The 18,404-nt window shown below is 41.9% G+C and carries 17 protein-coding genes; 8 read left to right on the forward strand and 9 right to left on the reverse strand.

All coding sequences use genetic code 11. The features are described from left to right. Positions 1–40: 40 nt before the first annotated feature. Entirely contained in the window at positions 41–814 is a 774-nt protein-coding gene (locus tag ACRWP9_RS17710; protein WP_434927077.1) for a ribonuclease H1 domain-containing protein, read from the reverse strand. 172 nt (positions 815–986) lie between these two features. Beyond that, on the reverse strand, positions 987–1,811 hold the full coding sequence (locus ACRWP9_RS17715; protein ID WP_434927078.1) for a hypothetical protein: 825 nt from the start codon (positions 1,809–1,811) through the stop codon (positions 987–989). A gap of 297 nt (positions 1,812–2,108) precedes the next feature. On the opposite strand from ACRWP9_RS17715, the gene yjjX reads away from it, so the two are divergent. From yjjX to fliB, 7 genes are all read left to right on the forward strand, one after another. Beyond that, positions 2,109–2,666 carry an inosine/xanthosine triphosphatase gene (gene yjjX / locus ACRWP9_RS17720; protein ID WP_434927079.1) on the forward strand — a complete coding sequence of 186 codons (558 nt, stop codon included), beginning with the start codon at positions 2,109–2,111 and terminating at the stop codon, positions 2,664–2,666. Between the two features lie 6 nt (positions 2,667–2,672). After that, positions 2,673–3,161: a GNAT family N-acetyltransferase gene (locus tag ACRWP9_RS17725; RefSeq protein ID WP_434927080.1), complete on the forward strand. Its 489-nt coding sequence runs from the start codon at positions 2,673–2,675 to the stop codon at positions 3,159–3,161. Positions 3,162–3,410: 249 nt separating this feature from the next. Then, positions 3,411–4,451 (forward strand): NADP(H)-dependent aldo-keto reductase, encoded by a 1,041-nt coding sequence (locus ACRWP9_RS17730; RefSeq protein ID WP_434927081.1) that lies wholly within the window; start codon positions 3,411–3,413, stop codon positions 4,449–4,451. A 132-nt stretch (positions 4,452–4,583) separates the two neighbouring features. Beyond that, positions 4,584–5,816, forward strand: coding sequence for an aminotransferase class V-fold PLP-dependent enzyme (locus ACRWP9_RS17735; RefSeq protein WP_434927082.1), 1,233 nt, complete (start codon positions 4,584–4,586; stop codon positions 5,814–5,816). Positions 5,817–5,824: 8 nt separating this feature from the next. Beyond that, positions 5,825–6,280, forward strand: a complete 456-nt coding sequence (locus ACRWP9_RS17740; protein ID WP_226413489.1) for a SufE family protein — start codon at positions 5,825–5,827, stop codon at positions 6,278–6,280. Positions 6,281–6,295: 15 nt separating this feature from the next. Beyond that, positions 6,296–7,456: a membrane dipeptidase gene (locus ACRWP9_RS17745; RefSeq protein WP_434927083.1), complete on the forward strand. Its 1,161-nt coding sequence runs from the start codon at positions 6,296–6,298 to the stop codon at positions 7,454–7,456. A gap of 60 nt (positions 7,457–7,516) precedes the next feature. Further along, positions 7,517–8,695 (forward strand): flagellin lysine-N-methylase, encoded by a 1,179-nt coding sequence (fliB, locus tag ACRWP9_RS17750; protein ID WP_434927084.1) that lies wholly within the window; start codon positions 7,517–7,519, stop codon positions 8,693–8,695. A 61-nt stretch (positions 8,696–8,756) separates the two neighbouring features. Here the strand turns inward: fliB and cysC are convergent, their stop codons facing one another. The 5 genes from cysC to cobA all read right to left on the reverse strand — a co-directional run bounded on the left by cysC (position 8,757) and on the right by cobA (position 14,475). Next, positions 8,757–9,380 carry an adenylyl-sulfate kinase gene (gene cysC, locus ACRWP9_RS17755; RefSeq protein WP_434927085.1) on the reverse strand — a complete coding sequence of 208 codons (624 nt, stop codon included), beginning with the start codon at positions 9,378–9,380 and terminating at the stop codon, positions 8,757–8,759. 73 nt (positions 9,381–9,453) lie between these two features. Then, positions 9,454–11,178 carry an SLC13 family permease gene (locus ACRWP9_RS17760; protein ID WP_434927086.1) on the reverse strand — a complete coding sequence of 575 codons (1,725 nt, stop codon included), beginning with the start codon at positions 11,176–11,178 and terminating at the stop codon, positions 9,454–9,456. 3 nt (positions 11,179–11,181) lie between these two features. Beyond that, positions 11,182–12,624, reverse strand: a complete 1,443-nt coding sequence (gene cysN, locus ACRWP9_RS17765) for a sulfate adenylyltransferase subunit CysN (RefSeq protein WP_226413479.1) — start codon at positions 12,622–12,624, stop codon at positions 11,182–11,184. A gap of 62 nt (positions 12,625–12,686) precedes the next feature. After that, positions 12,687–13,595: a sulfate adenylyltransferase subunit CysD gene (gene cysD / locus ACRWP9_RS17770; protein ID WP_434927087.1), complete on the reverse strand. Its 909-nt coding sequence runs from the start codon at positions 13,593–13,595 to the stop codon at positions 12,687–12,689. A 58-nt stretch (positions 13,596–13,653) separates the two neighbouring features. After that, positions 13,654–14,475, reverse strand: coding sequence for a uroporphyrinogen-III C-methyltransferase (gene cobA, locus ACRWP9_RS17775; protein WP_434927088.1), 822 nt, complete (start codon positions 14,473–14,475; stop codon positions 13,654–13,656). A gap of 235 nt (positions 14,476–14,710) precedes the next feature. On the opposite strand from cobA, the gene ACRWP9_RS17780 reads away from it, so the two are divergent. Beyond that, entirely contained in the window at positions 14,711–15,580 is an 870-nt protein-coding gene (locus ACRWP9_RS17780; protein WP_434929132.1) for a phospholipase A, read from the forward strand. 532 nt (positions 15,581–16,112) lie between these two features. Here the strand turns inward: ACRWP9_RS17780 and ACRWP9_RS17785 are convergent. Beyond that, a complete protein-coding gene (locus ACRWP9_RS17785; protein WP_226413472.1) occupies positions 16,113–16,361 on the reverse strand; it encodes a DUF3297 family protein in 249 nt (82 codons plus the stop codon). Between the two features lie 337 nt (positions 16,362–16,698). Beyond that, positions 16,699–18,207, reverse strand: coding sequence for a cytochrome-c peroxidase (locus ACRWP9_RS17790; RefSeq protein WP_434927089.1), 1,509 nt, complete (start codon positions 18,205–18,207; stop codon positions 16,699–16,701). Positions 18,208–18,404: the final 197 nt, after the last annotated feature.

An 18,404-nucleotide genomic window follows, 5' to 3' on the forward strand; every position in this document is an offset into this window, starting at 1 on the left:
AATGAACCCACAATAAAGATACTTAAAGCTGTACCTAAAATTACCCGGCTCGCATCGCCATTATCGACGTTAGGTTGATTGGCTCGGGATACTGAACAAAATCCTTTTGTTGCTGATCTACGGCATAGATAGACATTCTGTCGGCCAGTTCATTGCCTTCTATACCAACATGGGCAGCCACATGGACAATATCAAGGTGATCTTTATATTGATCATAAAGCGCATGGGCTTGTTTGATCAGATCTAAATTGGCAATCTCGCTGCCTTTGCGGGTCCAGCCTTTGGCTTTCCAGCCGTAGGCCCAATTACTAATACAGTTAATAGAATATTGTGAGTCACTGTAAATACGCACGGTCAAGTTGTCAGCCAGCGCGCTAGCAGCCATTTTGATCGCTTCATGTAGCGCATTTAATTCAGCGGTATTGTTAGTGCCATTTGGGTTAAATAAGCCATACCACAAGTCAGCAAGCTCACCTTTGCGATATACAGCCACGCCAGAACCCGCTTTACCTGGATTAGGGTCACAGCCGCCGTCGGTATACAGCACAACGTCAAACTCACTTAATGCAGTGGGTTGATGCGAGGCCGTTGAGCCAGATTGAGGTTTTGTTGCAGCCGATTTAGCCGAGCTGTTTTTAGCCGAAAAGATTACTTTATTGGCTGACTGGGCAAAAGCCGTTTTTGCTTCTGATTCGCTAGGGAAAGATTTGTACTTAGCCCCAGGAAACTTGTCCACCTGACGCTTTGCTTCGTCCCAGGTGGTATAAATGCCAGGGGTATGACCTTGCCAAACGACGTAAAATTTCTTTGCCATGAGTGGCCTTGATATTTAAAAAAATGATATATCGATCATGCCATGTCAAGCTTATGTCGTCTATTGCTTATGGCTTAGCTTTGCTAACTGAGCTTTGATTAGCTGAGCTTGCACATGTGTCGTTTACTGTTCGCTACTGGCTCTTAACCAGATAGCGAACTTATCACTAAAACTATAAGTTTACTGGCCCATCAATATGTTGATATTTCACATCACCAGAACCTGCGGTGTGAATTGTTAACCCTTTGGCATATTCAACATCGATACCACCTGAACCATCATTAATGCTCACTAATCCGGCAACATGCTTAATCACCATGCCACCTGATCCATCATTAACATCAAGATTGCCTTTAATATCTGCCACATCTATGCCACCTGAACCATCTTTAATTGTCAGGTTACCCGCAACATTATTAACATTGATTGAACCAGAGCCGTCTTTAATGGTTAAGTTACCCAATACATTTTTCGCATCAAGTGAACCTGAACCATCTTCAATAATAATGTCTTTGCCACCATCTACTGTAATACTACCTGAGCCATCTTTTAAGGCAATATCAGCGTTCATACCTTGAATGTCGATTGAACCAGAGCCATCTATAATATCCATCACCATATGCTGGGGTAACGTTAAGGTGACATCGATATAAGGCGAGTCGACATTAATCCAGTTTGAACTTTGCTCAACTTTAGCCACTAGCCTTGCTTGGTCGCCATCTTTAACTAACTCTAAGGTCACGTCGGCATCATCATCGGCAAAAATTTCTGCGGTTAACTTAATATTTTTAGCATTCTCATCGCCTTTAATCACTAACTTACCCGCACCAGTTTCTGCAACGAGCTTTTGAATGTCAGTGCTGTCCAGGATTAACACTTGCTGTTTTTGATCAAAGTCGCTGGCAATGCTGTAAGAGACATTAAACACGTCGGTATACATTACTAACAAAGCCGCTGCTGCGCCCACTAAGACGACTTTGGTTTTCATTGTGGCCATTTTATTCTTCCTTGTTTTTATTCATTGGCTTCTTGTTAATTGAAGCCATCATTATGATCACGTTATTAAGTGCTAAAACTCATCACTTATTAGCTTTTGTCATTATTATTCATAGATAAGCAATTCTTACACCAAAATCATAAGACTTTGTTTTATATGATTAACTATATTTAAGTATCAACATCAATATGTTAAAAGCACTAAAAAATATGTCTTTTCACTAACTTCTGATCAAGTATAAACTTCTGCTATCATGGCGGTTATGTCAGTAAAAATACAATAAGAAAAAAGCATCATATGACTCAACAACAGATTACTATCCTAGTCGGTTCAAATAATCCGGTTAAAATTGCTGCCGCTAAAGATGCGATAGGCCAGTATTTCCCCCAGGCTGATATTAATTGCCAAGGCATGCATGCGCCCTCATTAGTGGCTGAGCAGCCAATGACAGACGCCGAAACCAAATTAGGTGCCATTAATCGAGCTAGATATTGTCAGCAACATGCGATTGAGGCAAATCAGCCTGCGGATTTTTATATTGCGATGGAGGGCGGTGTGGATAAATTTGACCATGGCGCAGCTACGTTTGCTTATATGGCGATAATTCATCAGGATAAACTCAGCATTGGTCGTAGCGCTTTATTACCCTTACCGCAAAAAGTGTTTAACGCCTTAGAAGCGGGTGAAGAGTTAGGCCATGTGATGGACAGACTGTTTAATACCCACAATGTGAAACAAAAAGGCGGTGCGATTGGCTTATTGACCCAAGGGCTGGCCACACGAGGCAGTATTTATACCCAGGCGATTATTTTAGCCATGGCCCCTATTATTAACCCTGATTTTTTTGCCGAGTAACTTATTATGTCTATTACCATTCCGATTATCCGTCCATTAACCGTAGATGATAATGCCGCTATTGCAGATGTTATTCGTCAAGTGTCTGCTGAATATGGGCTAACACCCGATAAAGGCTTCAGTGTTGCTGACAAAACCTTAGACACCCTAAGCCAGGTTTACAGTACTGCACGCAGCCAGTATTGGGTTATCGAGCTAGATGGCCACATCATTGGTGGCGCTGGCATTGCCCCATTAGCGGGATACAGTGATATTTGTGAACTGCAAAAAATGTACTTTTTACCGCAAGTACGCGGTAAAGGATTAGCCAAAAAAATATCTCATTTAGCGTTTGAATTTGCTAAAGAACAAGGCTTTAACAAGGTCTATTTAGAAACCACTGCGGTATTAGTTGAAGCCTTAGCGTTATACCAAAAGCTCGGATTTGAGACTTGTCAGCACCTTGGTGAAACAGGCCACGATGCCTGTGAAATTGCTATGCTGAGAAATCTTTAACTTCGTATACCACGGTTAATAAAGCAGTCGCTGGCTTAAAAATAGACAGCGACTCGTGATTAGCCTTTATTGATCATTGTGTTAATGTCTATTTTTAACCTTTTCATTTCCCTAAATAATCCCAAATAATGAAAACATTAAAGATTGCGCTGGTTTTTTAAGCAATACATTTACTGATGATTCAATAACCTTTGCAATCTGCCCAAAGCTTGATAGCTTAAAGTATAGGGTTTCCATCAGGAGGATGATATGGAATATCGACGTCTTGGGCATTCAAGCCTAGAAGTAAGTAATATCTGTTTAGGTACCATGACATGGGGTGAGCAGAATAATCAGTCTGAAGCATTCGAACAATTAGATTATGCCATCGGCCAAGGGATCAATTTTATTGATACTGCGGAAATGTATCCCGTACCGCCAACGGCAGAAACACAAGGTGAAACCGAACGTATTTTAGGTCGCTATTTAAAGGCCCAAGGTAATCGTGATGAATTAGTAATTGCCACAAAAGTCGCTGCACCTGGGCTAAAAGGTGATTATATTCGGCCTAAAATGGCACTAGATTGGCGTAACATTCACCAGGCGGTTGATGACTCCTTGTCACGTTTACAAATCGATACCATAGATTTATACCAAGTCCACTGGCCAGACCGAAATACCAACTTCTTCGGTGAAATGATTTATACCCATGATGAGGATGAGCGTTACACCCCCATTTTAGAAACCCTTGAAGCCCTAGCCGAAGTGGTAAAACAAGGAAAAGTGCGTTATATCGGCATTTCCAATGAAACCCCTTGGGGCTTTATGCAGTATCTGCGCTTAGCCGAAAAGCACGACTTACCCCGTATTGTGAGCATTCAAAATCCGTATAACTTGCTAAACCGCAGCTTTGAAGTTGGCATGTCAGAAATAAGCTTACGTGAAAACGTGCCGTTATTGCCCTACTCTCCGTTAGCCTTTGGCGCGTTAACCGGTAAGTATGAAAATGACCAATGGCCAGCAGGCGCCAGGTTAACGATACACAAACGTTTTGCGCGCTATAACAGTACACCAATGGCTTTACAGGCAACCCAGGCTTATGTTGATCTAGCCCGAGAGTTTGGCTTAAGTCCAGCTCAAATGGCTTTGGCTTTTGTTAATTCTCGCCAGTTTGTCGCCTCCAACATCATAGGTGCGACTAACTTGCATCAACTCAAAGAGAATATCGACAGCCATAAAGTCATATTGTCTGATGAACTACATAGTCGATTAAATGAATTAACCGCGCTTTACCGTTTTCCTTGTCCTTAAACTATGACTAAGTGTTAAGCCATAATTTAGGTGTAGATTTAGGTTTAGGTTTAGGTTTAGAGTCAGGTTAACCTTGCAATAGGCATCAATATCATTGAAGATCTTGATGCCTTTTTTATGAGTGTTAAGTGAATGACCGACAGCCAATTTGATCATCAAGCCATACGCAGCCAGTTTCCGATCCTAGATATGCAGCTAGGCGATAATCCGCTTTGCTATTTAGATACCGCGGCAACCAGTCAAAAACCGCAATGTGTGCTTGATGCGATGAATGAGTACTATGTGCAAAATAATGCCAACGTGCACCGTGCAGCGCATCAATTAGCGGCCAGAGCCACCCAAAAATATGAAAACGTGCGCATGCAAGTGCAGCACTTTATTCATGCGGCCACCAGTCAACAAATCATCTTTACCCACGGCACGACAGAATCAATCAACATGGTCGCCCACGGACTCACCGAACAGTTTAAACAAGGTGATGTGATTTTAGTTGATGACGCTGCGCATCATGCCAACATAGTGCCTTGGCAAGCATTAGCGCAGCGTACTGGTGCAAAGGTTATCCCTATTCCATTAGATAGCAATGGCCGAATTGATCTTATCGCTTACGATAACTTATTAGCTCAACAGCCTAAATTAGTCGCTTTATCCCATGTCACTAATGCACTTGGCACACTAAATCCGGTCAACCAGATGGTTGCCAAGGCTAACAAAGTCGGCGCACTAACCTTAATTGATGGCGCACAAGCTGTGGCCCATTTAGACATAGATGTAAAATCAATAGGTTGTGATTACTATGTGTTTTCAGGCCATAAAATGTATGGTCCGACTGGGGTTGGCATTTTATATGGCAAGCTTAATGCGCTAGAAATGCTAACACCTATGCTAACCGGCGGCGAAATGATCAAAACGGTCAGTTTTGATGGAACAAGCTATGGCGAGTTACCGAATAGATTAGAAGCGGGGACTCCAGCAATAGCGGAAGTGATCGGCTTAGGCGCAGCAATCAGCTTTTTATCTAACTTACCTAAAATACAAATTCGTCAACACGAACTGCATTTAATTCAATATCTTCAGCAACAGTTAAGCCAATTGGGCGATATTAGCGTATATGGTGTAACGACTGACAATGACAATATTGGCGCAGTGGCGTTTAATTTGGCTGATGAGCACCATCAGGATGTCGGCATTTTATTAGATCAGCAAGGCGTGGCTATCCGTGGCGGCCATCATTGTGCTATGCCGTTAATGCAAAGCTTGCAGATTAAAGGTTGCTGTCGAGCCTCAATTGGGGTGTACAGCAATCAGCAAGATGTTGATCGCTTTATTAGCGCACTGACTGAAGTAAAATCGATTCTATTGTAAGGTCAAATATGAGTCTTAACACCATAGCTAAACCAGCTTCAACTTTGTTTTTGCCTTTATCTGACGACCTGTTAACCGGCGCTAAGTTGATAGAACAGGCCAGTAATTGGCAAGAAAAATACCGCCAAATTATGCTATTAGGTAAAAAACTGCCAAGCTTAGCGGATGAATTTCGTCTTGAAAGTGCACAAGTTAAAGGCTGTGAAAGCCAGGCATGGCTATACCACCAACACATTAATGACCAACATTTTTACCTAGCCGACAGTGATGCGCGTATAGTCAAAGGACTTATTGGATTATTGCTGGTGGCTACACAAGGGCAGACTAGCAGCCAAATAGCGCAATTTGATGTCAGTGCTTACTTCGAAAATTTAGGGCTAAACGGACAGTTAAGCCCATCGCGTACCAATGGTTTGCATGCACTAGCACACGCCATTAAACACTACGCAAACGAGAAAAATTAAAAGGATACATCGTTAATGTCACATGACTTGCTCACCCGCCGTAAATTACTTAAAGGCCTTGGCGCAGCAGCGTTATGTAGTCCATTTATAAGCCAACAAGCGTGGGCAGCACGCTCACAACCTTTGTACATTGATGGTTTATCATTTTTGCCCGACGATATTAACGATGTTAAAGCTTCTAAGTTGAGCGCCTTTATCGCCGACATATCAGACATTGAAGCCATCAAGCAGGCTGACGGCACCACCAATTACAAGCGCAGTTATAATGCCTGTATCAAAAGCATTAAAGCAGCGAAAGCTGTGGTCGATGCCAACCCTAACGTTTATCTACAGGGGCAAACAGGCCTTGATATTGCTAGAGCATATGACACTGAACGTACCGCTGTATTTTTCCAAATTCAAGGCGCTGATTGTGTCGAAGATGACAGCAGCGACACCAATTGGCAGCAACTAGAAGAATTTAAACAACAGGGTTTACGGGTTTTACAGCTCACTCACCATTACGGTAACCGCTTTGCTGGCGGTGCATTGGATAACAATGGTAAAACAGGGTTAAATTTACCTTTAACTCCTGCAGGCCACGAGCTGATTGAGGCCATTAACCATCGCCATATGTTAATTGATGTTAGCCATTCCAGTGCACAAACCGCGCTTGATACCGCCAAAGCCAGTAAAAGCCCAATAGTGCAAAGCCATGGCGCGGTAAGACATATAGTTAATCATGCCCGTTGCTCCCCCGATGAGGTTATTCGCGCCATTGCCGACACCGGCGGCGTATTTGGTATTTTTATGATGAGCTTTTGGTTAACCAATAAACCGACTCCAACCATTAGCGATTACATTAAACAAATTGATCATGTGGTCAGAATTGCCGGAGTAGACAGCGTAGCGATTGCTAATGACTATTCATTACGGGGCCAGGAAAATTTATTAAAGCTCAATAATGACAATGCTGAAGGGGTAAAAGAGTACTTAGATTGGTGGCACAGTCTACGGGCTAAAAATGTATTAGGTTTTGATGTAGAACCGAAACATGTGGTTATCCCCGAATTGAACAATATCGATCGTATGAGCTTGATTGATGACGCGCTGAAAAAAGCGCGCTTTAAATCATCCGATCGCGATCGCATCATGGGTGGTAACTGGCAAAGAGTATTGAAGCAGGTATTGATTTAATACACAATCTAAGCATAAATAAGTCATTATATCTTGAGATAACTTATCAAAAGGATTTACATGGAAAACCTGACAATTAAACCTAATTATGTGGATTTATTTAGTTGTATAGGGCCTAAATGTGCAGACAGTTGCTGCAATGACTGGAAGATAATATTTGATAAACAAAGCTATAAAAAAACCATAAAGCATAAATATTTAGCAGATCTGGCTAAATTTGCTTTACGCGAAACCAAAGAAAGCGACAGCTCATGGGCGGTTGTGAAATTAGATGATAATGGCGCTTGCCCTTTTCTAGACCCACAAAAACTATGTAACATTCATGCAAAAGCCGGTGAGAAAGCCTTAAGTTATACCTGTAAAACCTACCCTAAAAACGAGCAATTAATTGGCCCAGACAAATATCAAAGCTTATTTTTATCTTGCCCAGAAGTAACTCGTATCGTGCTATTTGACGACAATGCTTTTCAATTTTCAGCCAATGAAAACGGCAGTAAAGCAGCGCTAATACCTAGCCCGCCCTGGTTAGAAAAATCTTACGAATACAGTTTAGATTTATTGTTAAATTCAGGCCTAAGCTGGCAAGAATCATTTTTAGCCATTGGATTACTACTCAAAACCAGTAATGAAGTTCGCCTAGATAAAGCTAATATTGAACAATTAAGCGTACGTTACCATCAGCTGCTGAATATGACTCAAATGGGCATGATTACTGAGCAATTTAACAGTATTCCTTACACTCCTTTGCCTCAGAAGCACACTTTTGTGGCTATTCATGATGCGCTGTGTAAAACCCATTCTAGAAGTACACGGGCTCGATTTGAGTCGATTAACAATGCGATTGCAGCTTTGTGTAATGAACAAAATGATTATTCAATCGATAAGATTAATGAGATATGGAATACCGAAGTCACAACTAAGCTGACAGAACACGCGGAACTATTTACCAAATTTATTCTGTATTCCATGTTCCACGATCATTTCCCGATGCACGAAGATCATGACCCAGAACAAGTTTTACAACAGCTTATTATTGATTGTTTTATGATCCGTTGTTATTTAACCGCGGTATATCACGCAGAAAATGGCTTAACAGAAGAAAATATTATCAAGTGCTTTCAAGTTTATCATGTGGTGCGCCAGCATAAACCCAGGTTTATTGAGCGGATTAAAAACATCTTAAGTGAATACGGATTAACCTCTTTACCCGCAGCAATCAGCTTACTTAAAACACAGTAACCTGCACCACAGTCGATGTGAATAAACCACACCGACTGTGATTAAATCCAATCTGTTACGATTAAATGCCTAAACCTGCCATCATTTTTTCACCATCTACCACTTGCAGTGCGCTTAAGTAATCAACTAAGGCTTGTACTTGAGTGGCCAGATCACCTTTACTGGTGTCTATGGTGAGTTCTGCTGACTCAGGGTTTTCATAAGGTGATGATATACCTGTAAAGTTGGCTATTTCACCTTTGCGAGCTTTGGCATATAAACCTTTAGGATCGCGCGACTCACACACACTTAAGGGTGTTGAAACATGCACCTCAATAAATTTGCCTTCAGGGAATAAATTCCTTACTCGTTCACGCTCGGCACGGGTAGGTGAAATAAATGCCGATAGCACCACCAAACCGGCATCGACCATTAACTTAGCTACTTCACCGACGCGGCGTAAATTTTCATCGCGATCATCGAGGCTAAAGCCTAAGTCTTTGCATAAACCATGGCGTACATTATCACCGTCAAGCAAGTAAGTATGAAAACCTGCGTTAAATAGTGCATGTTCTAATGCCCCCGCTAGGGTCGACTTCCCTGAACCCGATAAGCCAGTAAACCATAATAACACTGGGTTTTGATTCTTTTGACGCCCACGGGCAGCTTGATCTATTTCATGCTGATGCCAAACGATATCAGTCATAACAACTCCTTTTATGCCGTACGTTCAAACGGCATATAAAAACTAAAATTCAATACTACAAATGACTCATTCATTAGAACGGGAAAAAATATGGCACTGCAAAAATAACGGTCAGTGAATACACCACAGACAAAGGTAATCCTACTCGTACAAAATCAGATAACTTATAATTACCCGCGTTATAGACCATCAAATTGGTTTGATAACCGTAAGGCGAAATAAAGCTAGCACTGGCTCCAAAAACGACCGCCATAATGAATGGACGAGGGTCGACACCGTAACTGGTTGCTACAGCATAGGCGACTGGGAATGCCAGCGCTGCTGCAGCATTATTGGTGATCAATTCAGTCACAATGAGAGTAATAAAAAATACCCCAACAAACGCCGCAAACACCCCATAACCATCAAAGACACTGATAACGCCATCCGCTAAATTTTTAGCTAAGCCGGTATCAATCATTAGCGTAGCCAAACACAAGGCACTACCAACAATGATGACTAATTCAAGTGGAAAACGACGCTTTAATTCCGACAAACTCACCGCACCAATGGCGAAGTAGCTCAGCAATAAAACCACTAACCCTTTTGCTAAAGGTACCAGTTCAGTTACGCTGGCTAAAATGGTCAGTACAAAGCCTAAAATCACCCAGTTACTGCGTTTATCATCTAATCGAACATTCAAATCTAAACCACTAATGGCTGCAAAGTCGGTACTTAAATTTGGACTATTGGAGAATCTGTCTCCAGGAGTAATTAATAACACATCCCCTGGTTGAAGAACGATATCACCTAAGCCACCTTTAAGTGGAGCGTGACCTCGGCGAATTGCCATCACAGCCGAATCATAAATTTCACGAAAACGCGCATCTTTAAGTGTGGTACCGACCAATTTAGACGACGGCCCTAATACTGCCTCAACAAGGTTTTGACCTTTAGCATGCTGCTTACCAAACCATTCCAGCCCATCAAATTGATGCAATAGCTCAACGGACTCAACTGCACCACTAAAGCGCAGCATATCTCCCGCTTGAATAACCATATTAGGTGGCACGGGACAAATACGAATACCACTGCGTTCAAGTTCAACCAGGTAAAGCTTTTTTAGTGCACGTAGACGGTTATCGACCACGCTATGCCCTACCAGTTTAGAATGCTTAGCCACATGCGCTTCGAGTAGATAAGGCAATGCTTCATCAAGGTTTTCTTCACGACGATCAGGTAAGGTATTAGCCAATAACATCAATACCGCTAAGCCGGTTATCACCACCAAAATACCGACTTGGCTAAACTCAAAAAAACCAAGCGGCTCAAGCCCTGCATTTTCAACAAACGAGTTAACAATTAGGTTAGTTGAGGTACCAATTAAGGTTAATGTACCGCCTAAAATGGCGGCATAGTTTAATGGCAGTAATAGTTTAGATGGCGCATGGGCTTGATTACGTCTAACAACGCCAATTAACGATGCCACTACGGCAGTGTTATTGGTAAATGAAGACAGTAATGCGGTAGAAACGCCCATTTTAGCTAAGGTACTAAACAAGCTACCTTTACCAATCACCTGACTTAACTTACCGATCAGCCAGGTTTTTTCTAATGCTGTAGCGGCTAACACCAACAACACTAATACAATCAAGCCATTATTTGTAAAGCTCATTAGTGCTTGGTTAAGCTCCACCAAGCCTAATAAGTAGGCGCTTAATAGCGCCATAAAAAACATTGTGGCAGGTTTGGCGGCTCCTGCTATCAGGCCGCCTACCATTGCTAACAATATGATCGCTAACAACCACATTTCATTCATAGATTATTTTCCAAGCAAACTGATGTCGCGGGCATTCCAGTGTGGAAAATGTTTGCGTACCAAGGTATTAAACTCAAGTTCAAACGCGCTGAACTCAGTATTCACTTGTTTCTCACCTTGATAACCGTCAACCACCATCACTGCTGCTACTGTGGCATTTGATAAGCGATCAATTAAGATCATTCCGCCAGTATCACGCACCAAACTATAGGCATCTAATACGACGGTTTCGGTTAAATCTAACTTCACGCGTGCAATAGTGTTTAAGCTTAAAGACGTAGCAGCGCTGCGCTCTAGGGTATTAACGTCAACGACATATTCAATTTCACTGACTACCGCCTGGGTCTTCTTGCCTGCCACTTTTACATCGTAAAGTTGGCCAATCTGTAATGGCTTTTCATCCATCCACACAAGGTCGGCGACAATATGGTTCGCTAGGCTTGGCGCGCTGTCTGGTTTAGCGAGTAAATCTCCGCGAGAAATATCGATTTCATCTTCTAGGGTGATAGTGACAGCTTGTCCAGCAACCGCTTCAACCAAGTCACCGTCAAAAGTCACAATACGTTCTATTTTGCTGCGCTTGTTAGATGGCAGTGCGACAATTTCATCACCCACTTTTAAAATGCCCGATGATAAGGTTCCTGAGAAACCACGGAAATCAAGGTTAGGACGCAGTACATATTGCACAGGGAAACGTGCTGGTAATTCACTCAATTCACGTTGGGTGTCAATGGTTTCCAGTAGCTCTAGCAGTGTGCCACCTTGATACCAATCACATTGGGTACTACGGTTAACAACGTTGTCGCCATTTAAGGCAGATAACGGCACATAGTGAATGTCTAAATCACCAAAATCACTGACAAACTTAGCGAAGTCAGCTTGAATATTATTGAAAACCGTTTGATCAAAACCGACTAAATCCATCTTATTGACCGCCACAACAAAGTGACGAATACCCAATAATGATGCGATAAAAGCGTGGCGTTTAGTTTGAGTTTGCACGCCATAACGCGCATCCACTAAAATAACCGCTAAGTCACAGGTAGAAGCACCTGTTGCCATGTTGCGGGTATATTGCTCATGCCCTGGCGTATCAGAAATAATGAACTTACGTTTTTCACTAGAGAAATAACGGTAAGCCACATCAATGGTAATACCTTGCTCACGCTCAGCCTGTAAACCGTCAACCAGTAATGCTAGGTCGATAGCCTCACCTGTGGTGCCCATTTTGGCGCTGTCATTTTTTAAAGTCGCTAATTGGTCTTCATAAATTTGCGCGCTGTCGTGCAACAAACGGCCAATAAGAGTACTTTTTCCATCATCAACACTGCCACAGGTTAAAAAGCGTAAAAGACCTTTGTTTTGCTGAAGGGCTAAATACTGTTTTACGCCGTGCTCTAAAATTTCAGCGGCCATGCGTGTTGTGTTGTTTTCTGCTTGATTCATATTCTTTCTCACTCAATTTGAGTTTATCAATCTGATGTCTAAAACCATTTCCAATACTGGACTTAGAAGTAACCTTGACGCTTCTTATGTTCCATTGATGCGCTTTGGTCTGAGTCAATCAGTCTACCCTGGCGTTCACTTGAGCGAGTGAGTAGCATTTCTTCAATAATTTTTTCTAACGTATCGGCATCAGAAGGCATTGCAGCGGTTAATGGATAACACCCTAATGTTCTGAAGCGGACTCGCTCTGTGGTAACTGCTTCACCCGCATCTAACGGCATGCGGTCATCATCTTTCATGATTAGCTGGCCGCCTTTGTTCACTACTGGACGATCTGCAGCGAAATACAAAGGGACGATTTCAATATTTTCCTGATAGATATATTGCCAAATGTCTAGCTCTGTCCAGTTTGATAAAGGGAAAACACGAATACTTTCACCCTTGTTAACTGCGCCGTTATAGGTGCGCCATAACTCTGGGCGCTGACTTTTTGGGTCCCAGCGGTGATGCTTATCACGGAATGAATAGACACGCTCTTTTGCACGTGATTTTTCTTCATCGCGACGAGCGCCACCAAATGCCGCATCAAAGCCATATTTATTTAGGGCTTGCTTGAGGGCTTGGGTTTTCATTATGTCAGTGTGCTTAGCACTACCATGAGTGTAAGGACCAACGCCTTGCTCTACCCCTTCCTGATTGGTATGGGTGATCAGATCTAAGCCAAATGCTTTGGCCTGACTATCACGAAACTCAATCATTTCTTTAAATTTCCAACCCGTATCAATATGCATCAGTGGGAAAGGAATTTTGCCTGGGTAAAAGGCTTTACGCGCCAAATGCAGCATCACAGATGAGTCTTTACCAATCGAATACATCATGACAGGGTTGTCAAATTCAGCGGCCACTTCACGAATGATCTGAATGCTTTCAGCTTCCAGTTGTTGTAAATGGCTTAATGTGCGACTTGCCATAATTCTTCTCCATTAACTTTGAGTTACTGCTGCTGCAGCAAAATTTAAACTATTTTAATTACAGTTTTTTAACTGTAATGTTTGAATATTCATGTTGTTGCTGTTCAGTAGCAGGGACAAACCAATTTAAGCTGTCAGCTAACTGAACCACTTCGCCAATTATCATTAACGCAGGCATTTCAAGCGCGGGGTCAGCTGCTAGCTGGCCTAATTCACCTAAGGTGCCAAAAAAACGCTGTTGAGCTGAGGTGGTCGCTTTGGAGACGATAGCCACAGGCGTATCGGCACTGCGCCCTGCGTTAATCAGCCCATCACTAATAATGCTGGCATTCAATATGCCCATGTAAACTACAAGCGTATTGTTTGGGTTTGCATAGCCTTGCCAGTCCATAGGACGGCTCGCTAATTGGCAATAGCCGGTAATAAAAGTCACACCTTGGGCGTGATCTCGATGCGTTAGCGGAATACCGGCATATGCCGACGTGCCACTGGCAGCCGTAATACCCGGAACCACTTCAAACTCAACGCCAGCTTTCACTAAGGTTTCTAGCTCTTCACCGCCACGTCCAAAAATAAACGGGTCGCCGCCTTTTAAGCGAACAACATTTTTACGGGTATAGGCTTTAGTAACGAGCAACTGGTTAATTTCATCCTGATTAGCACTATGCTTACCAGCACGTTTTCCCACCGCGATTTTCTCTGCGCCATGGGGAATTAAATCTTGGATATCTTGGCTAACAAGTGCGTCATACAAAACCACATCTGCGTGCTTTATAATACGATAAGCTTTGAGGGTTAATAGCTCTATGTCGCCCGGGCCTGCGCCCACCAGCCACACCTTGCCTTTAGCCTGCTGACCAGGCATTGATACTAACTCCATTACACTTACCCCGTATTCTTTGATGACATCAAATATAACGGTTTATATATTCCAGATATAATAGTAAATAGTTAGTTTTTATTCCATTTAGCTATAAGGAGGCGAGACTTTTTACTCGATATCAATCAAAAAATAAAATTTCACATGATTTCACTCAAGAATTGCGCTTACAATGCCATTACATGATAGGAACACTCTTAACGGACTAGTGACAATGAGACCTCCAAAACTTTTGATGGTACTGCCCTTAGTCGCAGGTTTTTTCTCTTTTTCTTTACTTGCTGAAGACTCACTGCTTGATGAGCGAGTAAAAGATGAGTTAGCCACATCTGAAAAACCTTTTGTACTGACTCCCCACAGGCCAAACTATATTTTACCTGTGACATACCAGTCACGGACTAACAACACACCTTTTAAGGAAAAATATCCTGACGAAGATATCCAAGTTGATGATCTTGAAGCCAAGTTCCAAATTAGTTTCAAATTTCCCCTTTGGTATAATATGTTTGGTGATAATGGCCATTTATTTTTTGCCTATACCAACCAATCTTATTGGCAGCTATACAACAAAGAGGTGTCATCACCCTTTCGTGAAACTAACCACGAACCGGAAATGTTCATGTTATTTAACAATGACTGGAAAGTGGCAGGCTTAACAAATTCTTTTTGGGGATTTGGCGCGGTGCACCAATCAAATGGACAAGCTGAGCCCTTGTCTAGAAGTTGGAATCGTCTTTATGGCACCATGGTATTTGACCGCGGCCCTTTTGCTTTAGGCATAAAAGCCTGGTGGCGTATTCCTGAGGATGAAAAAGCCTTCCCAACCGATACAAAAGGGGATGACAACCCAGATATCGATGACTATATGGGTCATGTTGAAGTCACCGGGGTTTACGGTTTAGATGAACACAGATTCACTATGTTGCTGCGAAATAATCTAGCAAGTGATAATAAAGGCGCTGTCGAATTAACCTGGAGTTATCCCATCATAGGTAACTTGCGTGTTTATACCCAGTACTTTAATGGCTATGGCGAAAGCTTAATTGATTATAACCACCATAACCAGCGCATCGGTATTGGTGTGGCATTAAATGATATTTTGTAAAAATGAGTAGTGTAAAATTAACAGCAAGCAATAAGCAGTTAATGCCACTCATTTAAGCACTTTGCTTACATAAATAGGCCTCTGAGTTGTTGCTGAGGCCTATTTATGTATCTGTATTATCGCAAGTTGCAGACAAGCACTCGATTCACTTTCATTATTACATTTTATTCCTCTGTAAAAATCATCTCCATTGAGTTTACCAAACAGTTAATAACACCTCTATTTAGGTAGCCAAAATAACTATGACACTACAAACTAACTTATTAGATGAAGAACGCGATCAAGTGGCAACCGATCTCAATTACATCCAAAAAAGTCGCAGCGTTTACGCTGGCATAAGAGCAAACTTCTAACGCTTGATAAAGCTGGTCTTGATAGAGCTAGGACTTGATTAAATCAGGAAACGGCTCACAAAAACAGCGTGAATTTCACCCCAAAAAAAAGCGAACCCATGGGTTCGCTTTTTTATACATTCAATAATTAGCTGCAATCATCACTAGCACATTCACTAGCGACAAAAATAATACTCAGATTACTTATAAAATGCTTCAACTTTACCTTTTATCGTCATCGTCAATGGTTGGCCACGGCGATCTAACGCTTTGCCAGCTGGGACTTTTACCCAACCTTCACTGATACAATACTCTTCAACATCAAAACGTTCTTTACCGTTTAAGGTAATGCCAATTTCATGTTCAAAAATAGCTGCCACATGGTGTGGACTACGTGGGTTAACGCTTAAGCGATCTGGTAAAGCAGGTTGCGAAGTTGTGTCGTTCATAGTCGTTGTCTGTTGTGAATAAAGCGTGCGTCATTGTAGGCAATACACGCCTGATGCTCAATAGCGGCAGCGATAAATGTGATTGCTAAAGCCATTTAGGTGAAGATAATAACCGTATCAAACAGGTAAATCTTTTGAAAATCGCTTGTTTACCCCGCCTTTTTAACCCGAGCGGCGGTTATTTATCTTAAAACTCCCACGACACATCGATATTCACTTTAACTAAGGTGGCGTTAACCAAGGTTAAAAATTGCAGTTTTTATCCACTGAATAAGACCGATATCAATAAAAAAACAGGGGCCATATAGACCCCTGTTTTTTATTGTGCCAATGATTATTACTGGCTGAATTTAGCCTGTAACCTTAAACCATCGGGATCGGCTATTGCATCATTAGGTACCCATTTATCTAAACAGGCATCTGTTGTTGTATTAGCAATACATTTATCTGTCAGGGTATTTAAAAATGCCATCAATTGAGATACTTGCTCATCACTTAACATAATATCTTCAATAACATTATCTACTCCTGCAACTCTATCACTGATTAGCTTTTCAATAGCCTCTTGGGTGTTTTCAGCCATGTTATTGGTTTGTACACCTACCTGAGTCACGTTATCCGATACCGAATAGTTGGTTACCGCAGTTTCTGGATTCAAATGATGACGCACAACTGCTTCTAAAGATGCATACGCACCATTATGCCCATAAGGTAGCGTCACGCTCACATTCAATAATGAAGGGGTTCTGAAGGCAAATTTATCAGTTGCCTGCTTAGTCACTTTAAAGCGTCCAAAATCATTTGTGCCAGTCACACCATCGCCTTTGCCTCGGCCAATTTGTGGCATAGCAATATTGTAGTACAACTCATCAGTGAAAAAATCACCACTGTGGCAACTTGCACAATTTGCCCCACCTTCAGCTTGAGTGGCAAAAAACAATTTAGCGCCATTTTTAGCAGTAATATCGATAGCATCATCATCACCTGCTACAAAGTCACGCCATGGGTTGTCAACAAACACCTGCGAACGTTCATATTCACCGATCGCCTGAAACACATTCGATTTGTTAATTAGCGACTCAGCAGTTCCTGCAGCATCTTCAAAACCTAACTGAAAGGCAGCTAACCATTGATTTGTGGTTAAATCTGCATTATCACCTCTTAATCTAGCAACTAAGTAATCTCTTATACCTTCATTGGTTAAATCACTTTTATGATGGCCTTTCATCTCTTCATTTGAAGTCACCGGGAAACGCGCTTGAGCGGCGGTCAAGTTCAACGCTTGAGGATCTGGCGTTTCTCTGTTTGCTGAGTCTGGGGTCAGTGTTTGCGTGCCACTGCCATTGGTACCAATTGTGCCTTCAATACTCTCAATTCGACCATCATGAAATATGGTTTTATCCCACAAACCTATGTTAAACGTGGTGGGTGCATTACGTGGCACTGTTGGGCCACCATCAAAATGTGTCCCATCTGAACGGTGTTCACGCTCTGACCCAAGTAGTTCAGGATCTATCGCCTCAACACCTATTGATAAAGCTAATGCATCTCCGCCCCCCAAAGCAGGATGATGGCAACTCACACAGGCAACATCCATTTCGCCGCTTAACGCTTTACTAAAAAACAATTGCATACCTAATGTGACTAAAGGGGTGCCGACTTGAGGTAAATCACGACCACTACTCGGGTCGCCCGTTAATGCTAATTTGCTGACTAAACTTCTTACATCTTGAGTCACTTTGCTGATCTGTGCAGCCGATGAGTCATCCTTATTATCATCATTACAACCGCCTAATAGAATTAAGCTCGCTATTGCTATAGCGTTAAGTTTGAAATGGGTTGGCATATATGTTTTCCGTTGGATGAGTGGACAGATCTGAGTATAACCACGCCACTTTGTTAAGCAAATGTTAAATGGTGTAACAAAATAATTCTTAAAAAATTAATGACTTATTTATAAAAACAATCGCACAATTAATCACAAAAAACACATAAAGCACTGAAAAGAAGTAACTCTTTAAAAATTAACCTTATAAAACAACA

It is taken from the genome of Shewanella sp. HL-SH2, from assembly GCF_051164935.1.
GTDB lineage: Bacteria > Pseudomonadota > Gammaproteobacteria > Enterobacterales > Shewanellaceae > Shewanella > Shewanella glacialimarina.

Bases quoted from the DNA above. Each gene is read 5' to 3' on its own strand.
- ACRWP9_RS17740 (WP_226413489.1), top strand. From the start codon at position 5,825: ATGAGTCTTAACACCATAGCTAAACCAGCTTCAACTTTGTTTTTGCCT.
- cobA (WP_434927088.1), bottom strand. From the start codon at position 14,475: ATGGAGTTAGTATCAATGCCTGGTCAGCAGGCTAAAGGCAAGGTGTGG.
- ACRWP9_RS17745 (WP_434927083.1), top strand. From the start codon at position 6,296: ATGTCACATGACTTGCTCACCCGCCGTAAATTACTTAAAGGCCTTGGC.
- ACRWP9_RS17790 (WP_434927089.1), bottom strand. From the start codon at position 18,207: ATGCCAACCCATTTCAAACTTAACGCTATAGCAATAGCGAGCTTAATT.
- ACRWP9_RS17785 (WP_226413472.1), bottom strand. From the start codon at position 16,361: ATGAACGACACAACTTCGCAACCTGCTTTACCAGATCGCTTAAGCGTT.
- ACRWP9_RS17780 (WP_434929132.1), top strand. From the start codon at position 14,711: ATGGTACTGCCCTTAGTCGCAGGTTTTTTCTCTTTTTCTTTACTTGCT.
- ACRWP9_RS17730 (WP_434927081.1), top strand. From the start codon at position 3,411: ATGGAATATCGACGTCTTGGGCATTCAAGCCTAGAAGTAAGTAATATC.
- ACRWP9_RS17710 (WP_434927077.1), bottom strand. From the start codon at position 814: ATGGCAAAGAAATTTTACGTCGTTTGGCAAGGTCATACCCCTGGCATT.
- ACRWP9_RS17760 (WP_434927086.1), bottom strand. From the start codon at position 11,178: ATGAATGAAATGTGGTTGTTAGCGATCATATTGTTAGCAATGGTAGGC.
- cysC (WP_434927085.1), bottom strand. From the start codon at position 9,380: ATGACTGATATCGTTTGGCATCAGCATGAAATAGATCAAGCTGCCCGT.
- ACRWP9_RS17725 (WP_434927080.1), top strand. From the start codon at position 2,673: ATGTCTATTACCATTCCGATTATCCGTCCATTAACCGTAGATGATAAT.
- fliB (WP_434927084.1), top strand. From the start codon at position 7,517: ATGGAAAACCTGACAATTAAACCTAATTATGTGGATTTATTTAGTTGT.
- yjjX (WP_434927079.1), top strand. From the start codon at position 2,109: ATGACTCAACAACAGATTACTATCCTAGTCGGTTCAAATAATCCGGTT.
- ACRWP9_RS17715 (WP_434927078.1), bottom strand. From the start codon at position 1,811: ATGGCCACAATGAAAACCAAAGTCGTCTTAGTGGGCGCAGCAGCGGCT.
- ACRWP9_RS17735 (WP_434927082.1), top strand. From the start codon at position 4,584: ATGACCGACAGCCAATTTGATCATCAAGCCATACGCAGCCAGTTTCCG.
- cysD (WP_434927087.1), bottom strand. From the start codon at position 13,595: ATGGCAAGTCGCACATTAAGCCATTTACAACAACTGGAAGCTGAAAGC.
- cysN (WP_226413479.1), bottom strand. From the start codon at position 12,624: ATGAATCAAGCAGAAAACAACACAACACGCATGGCCGCTGAAATTTTA.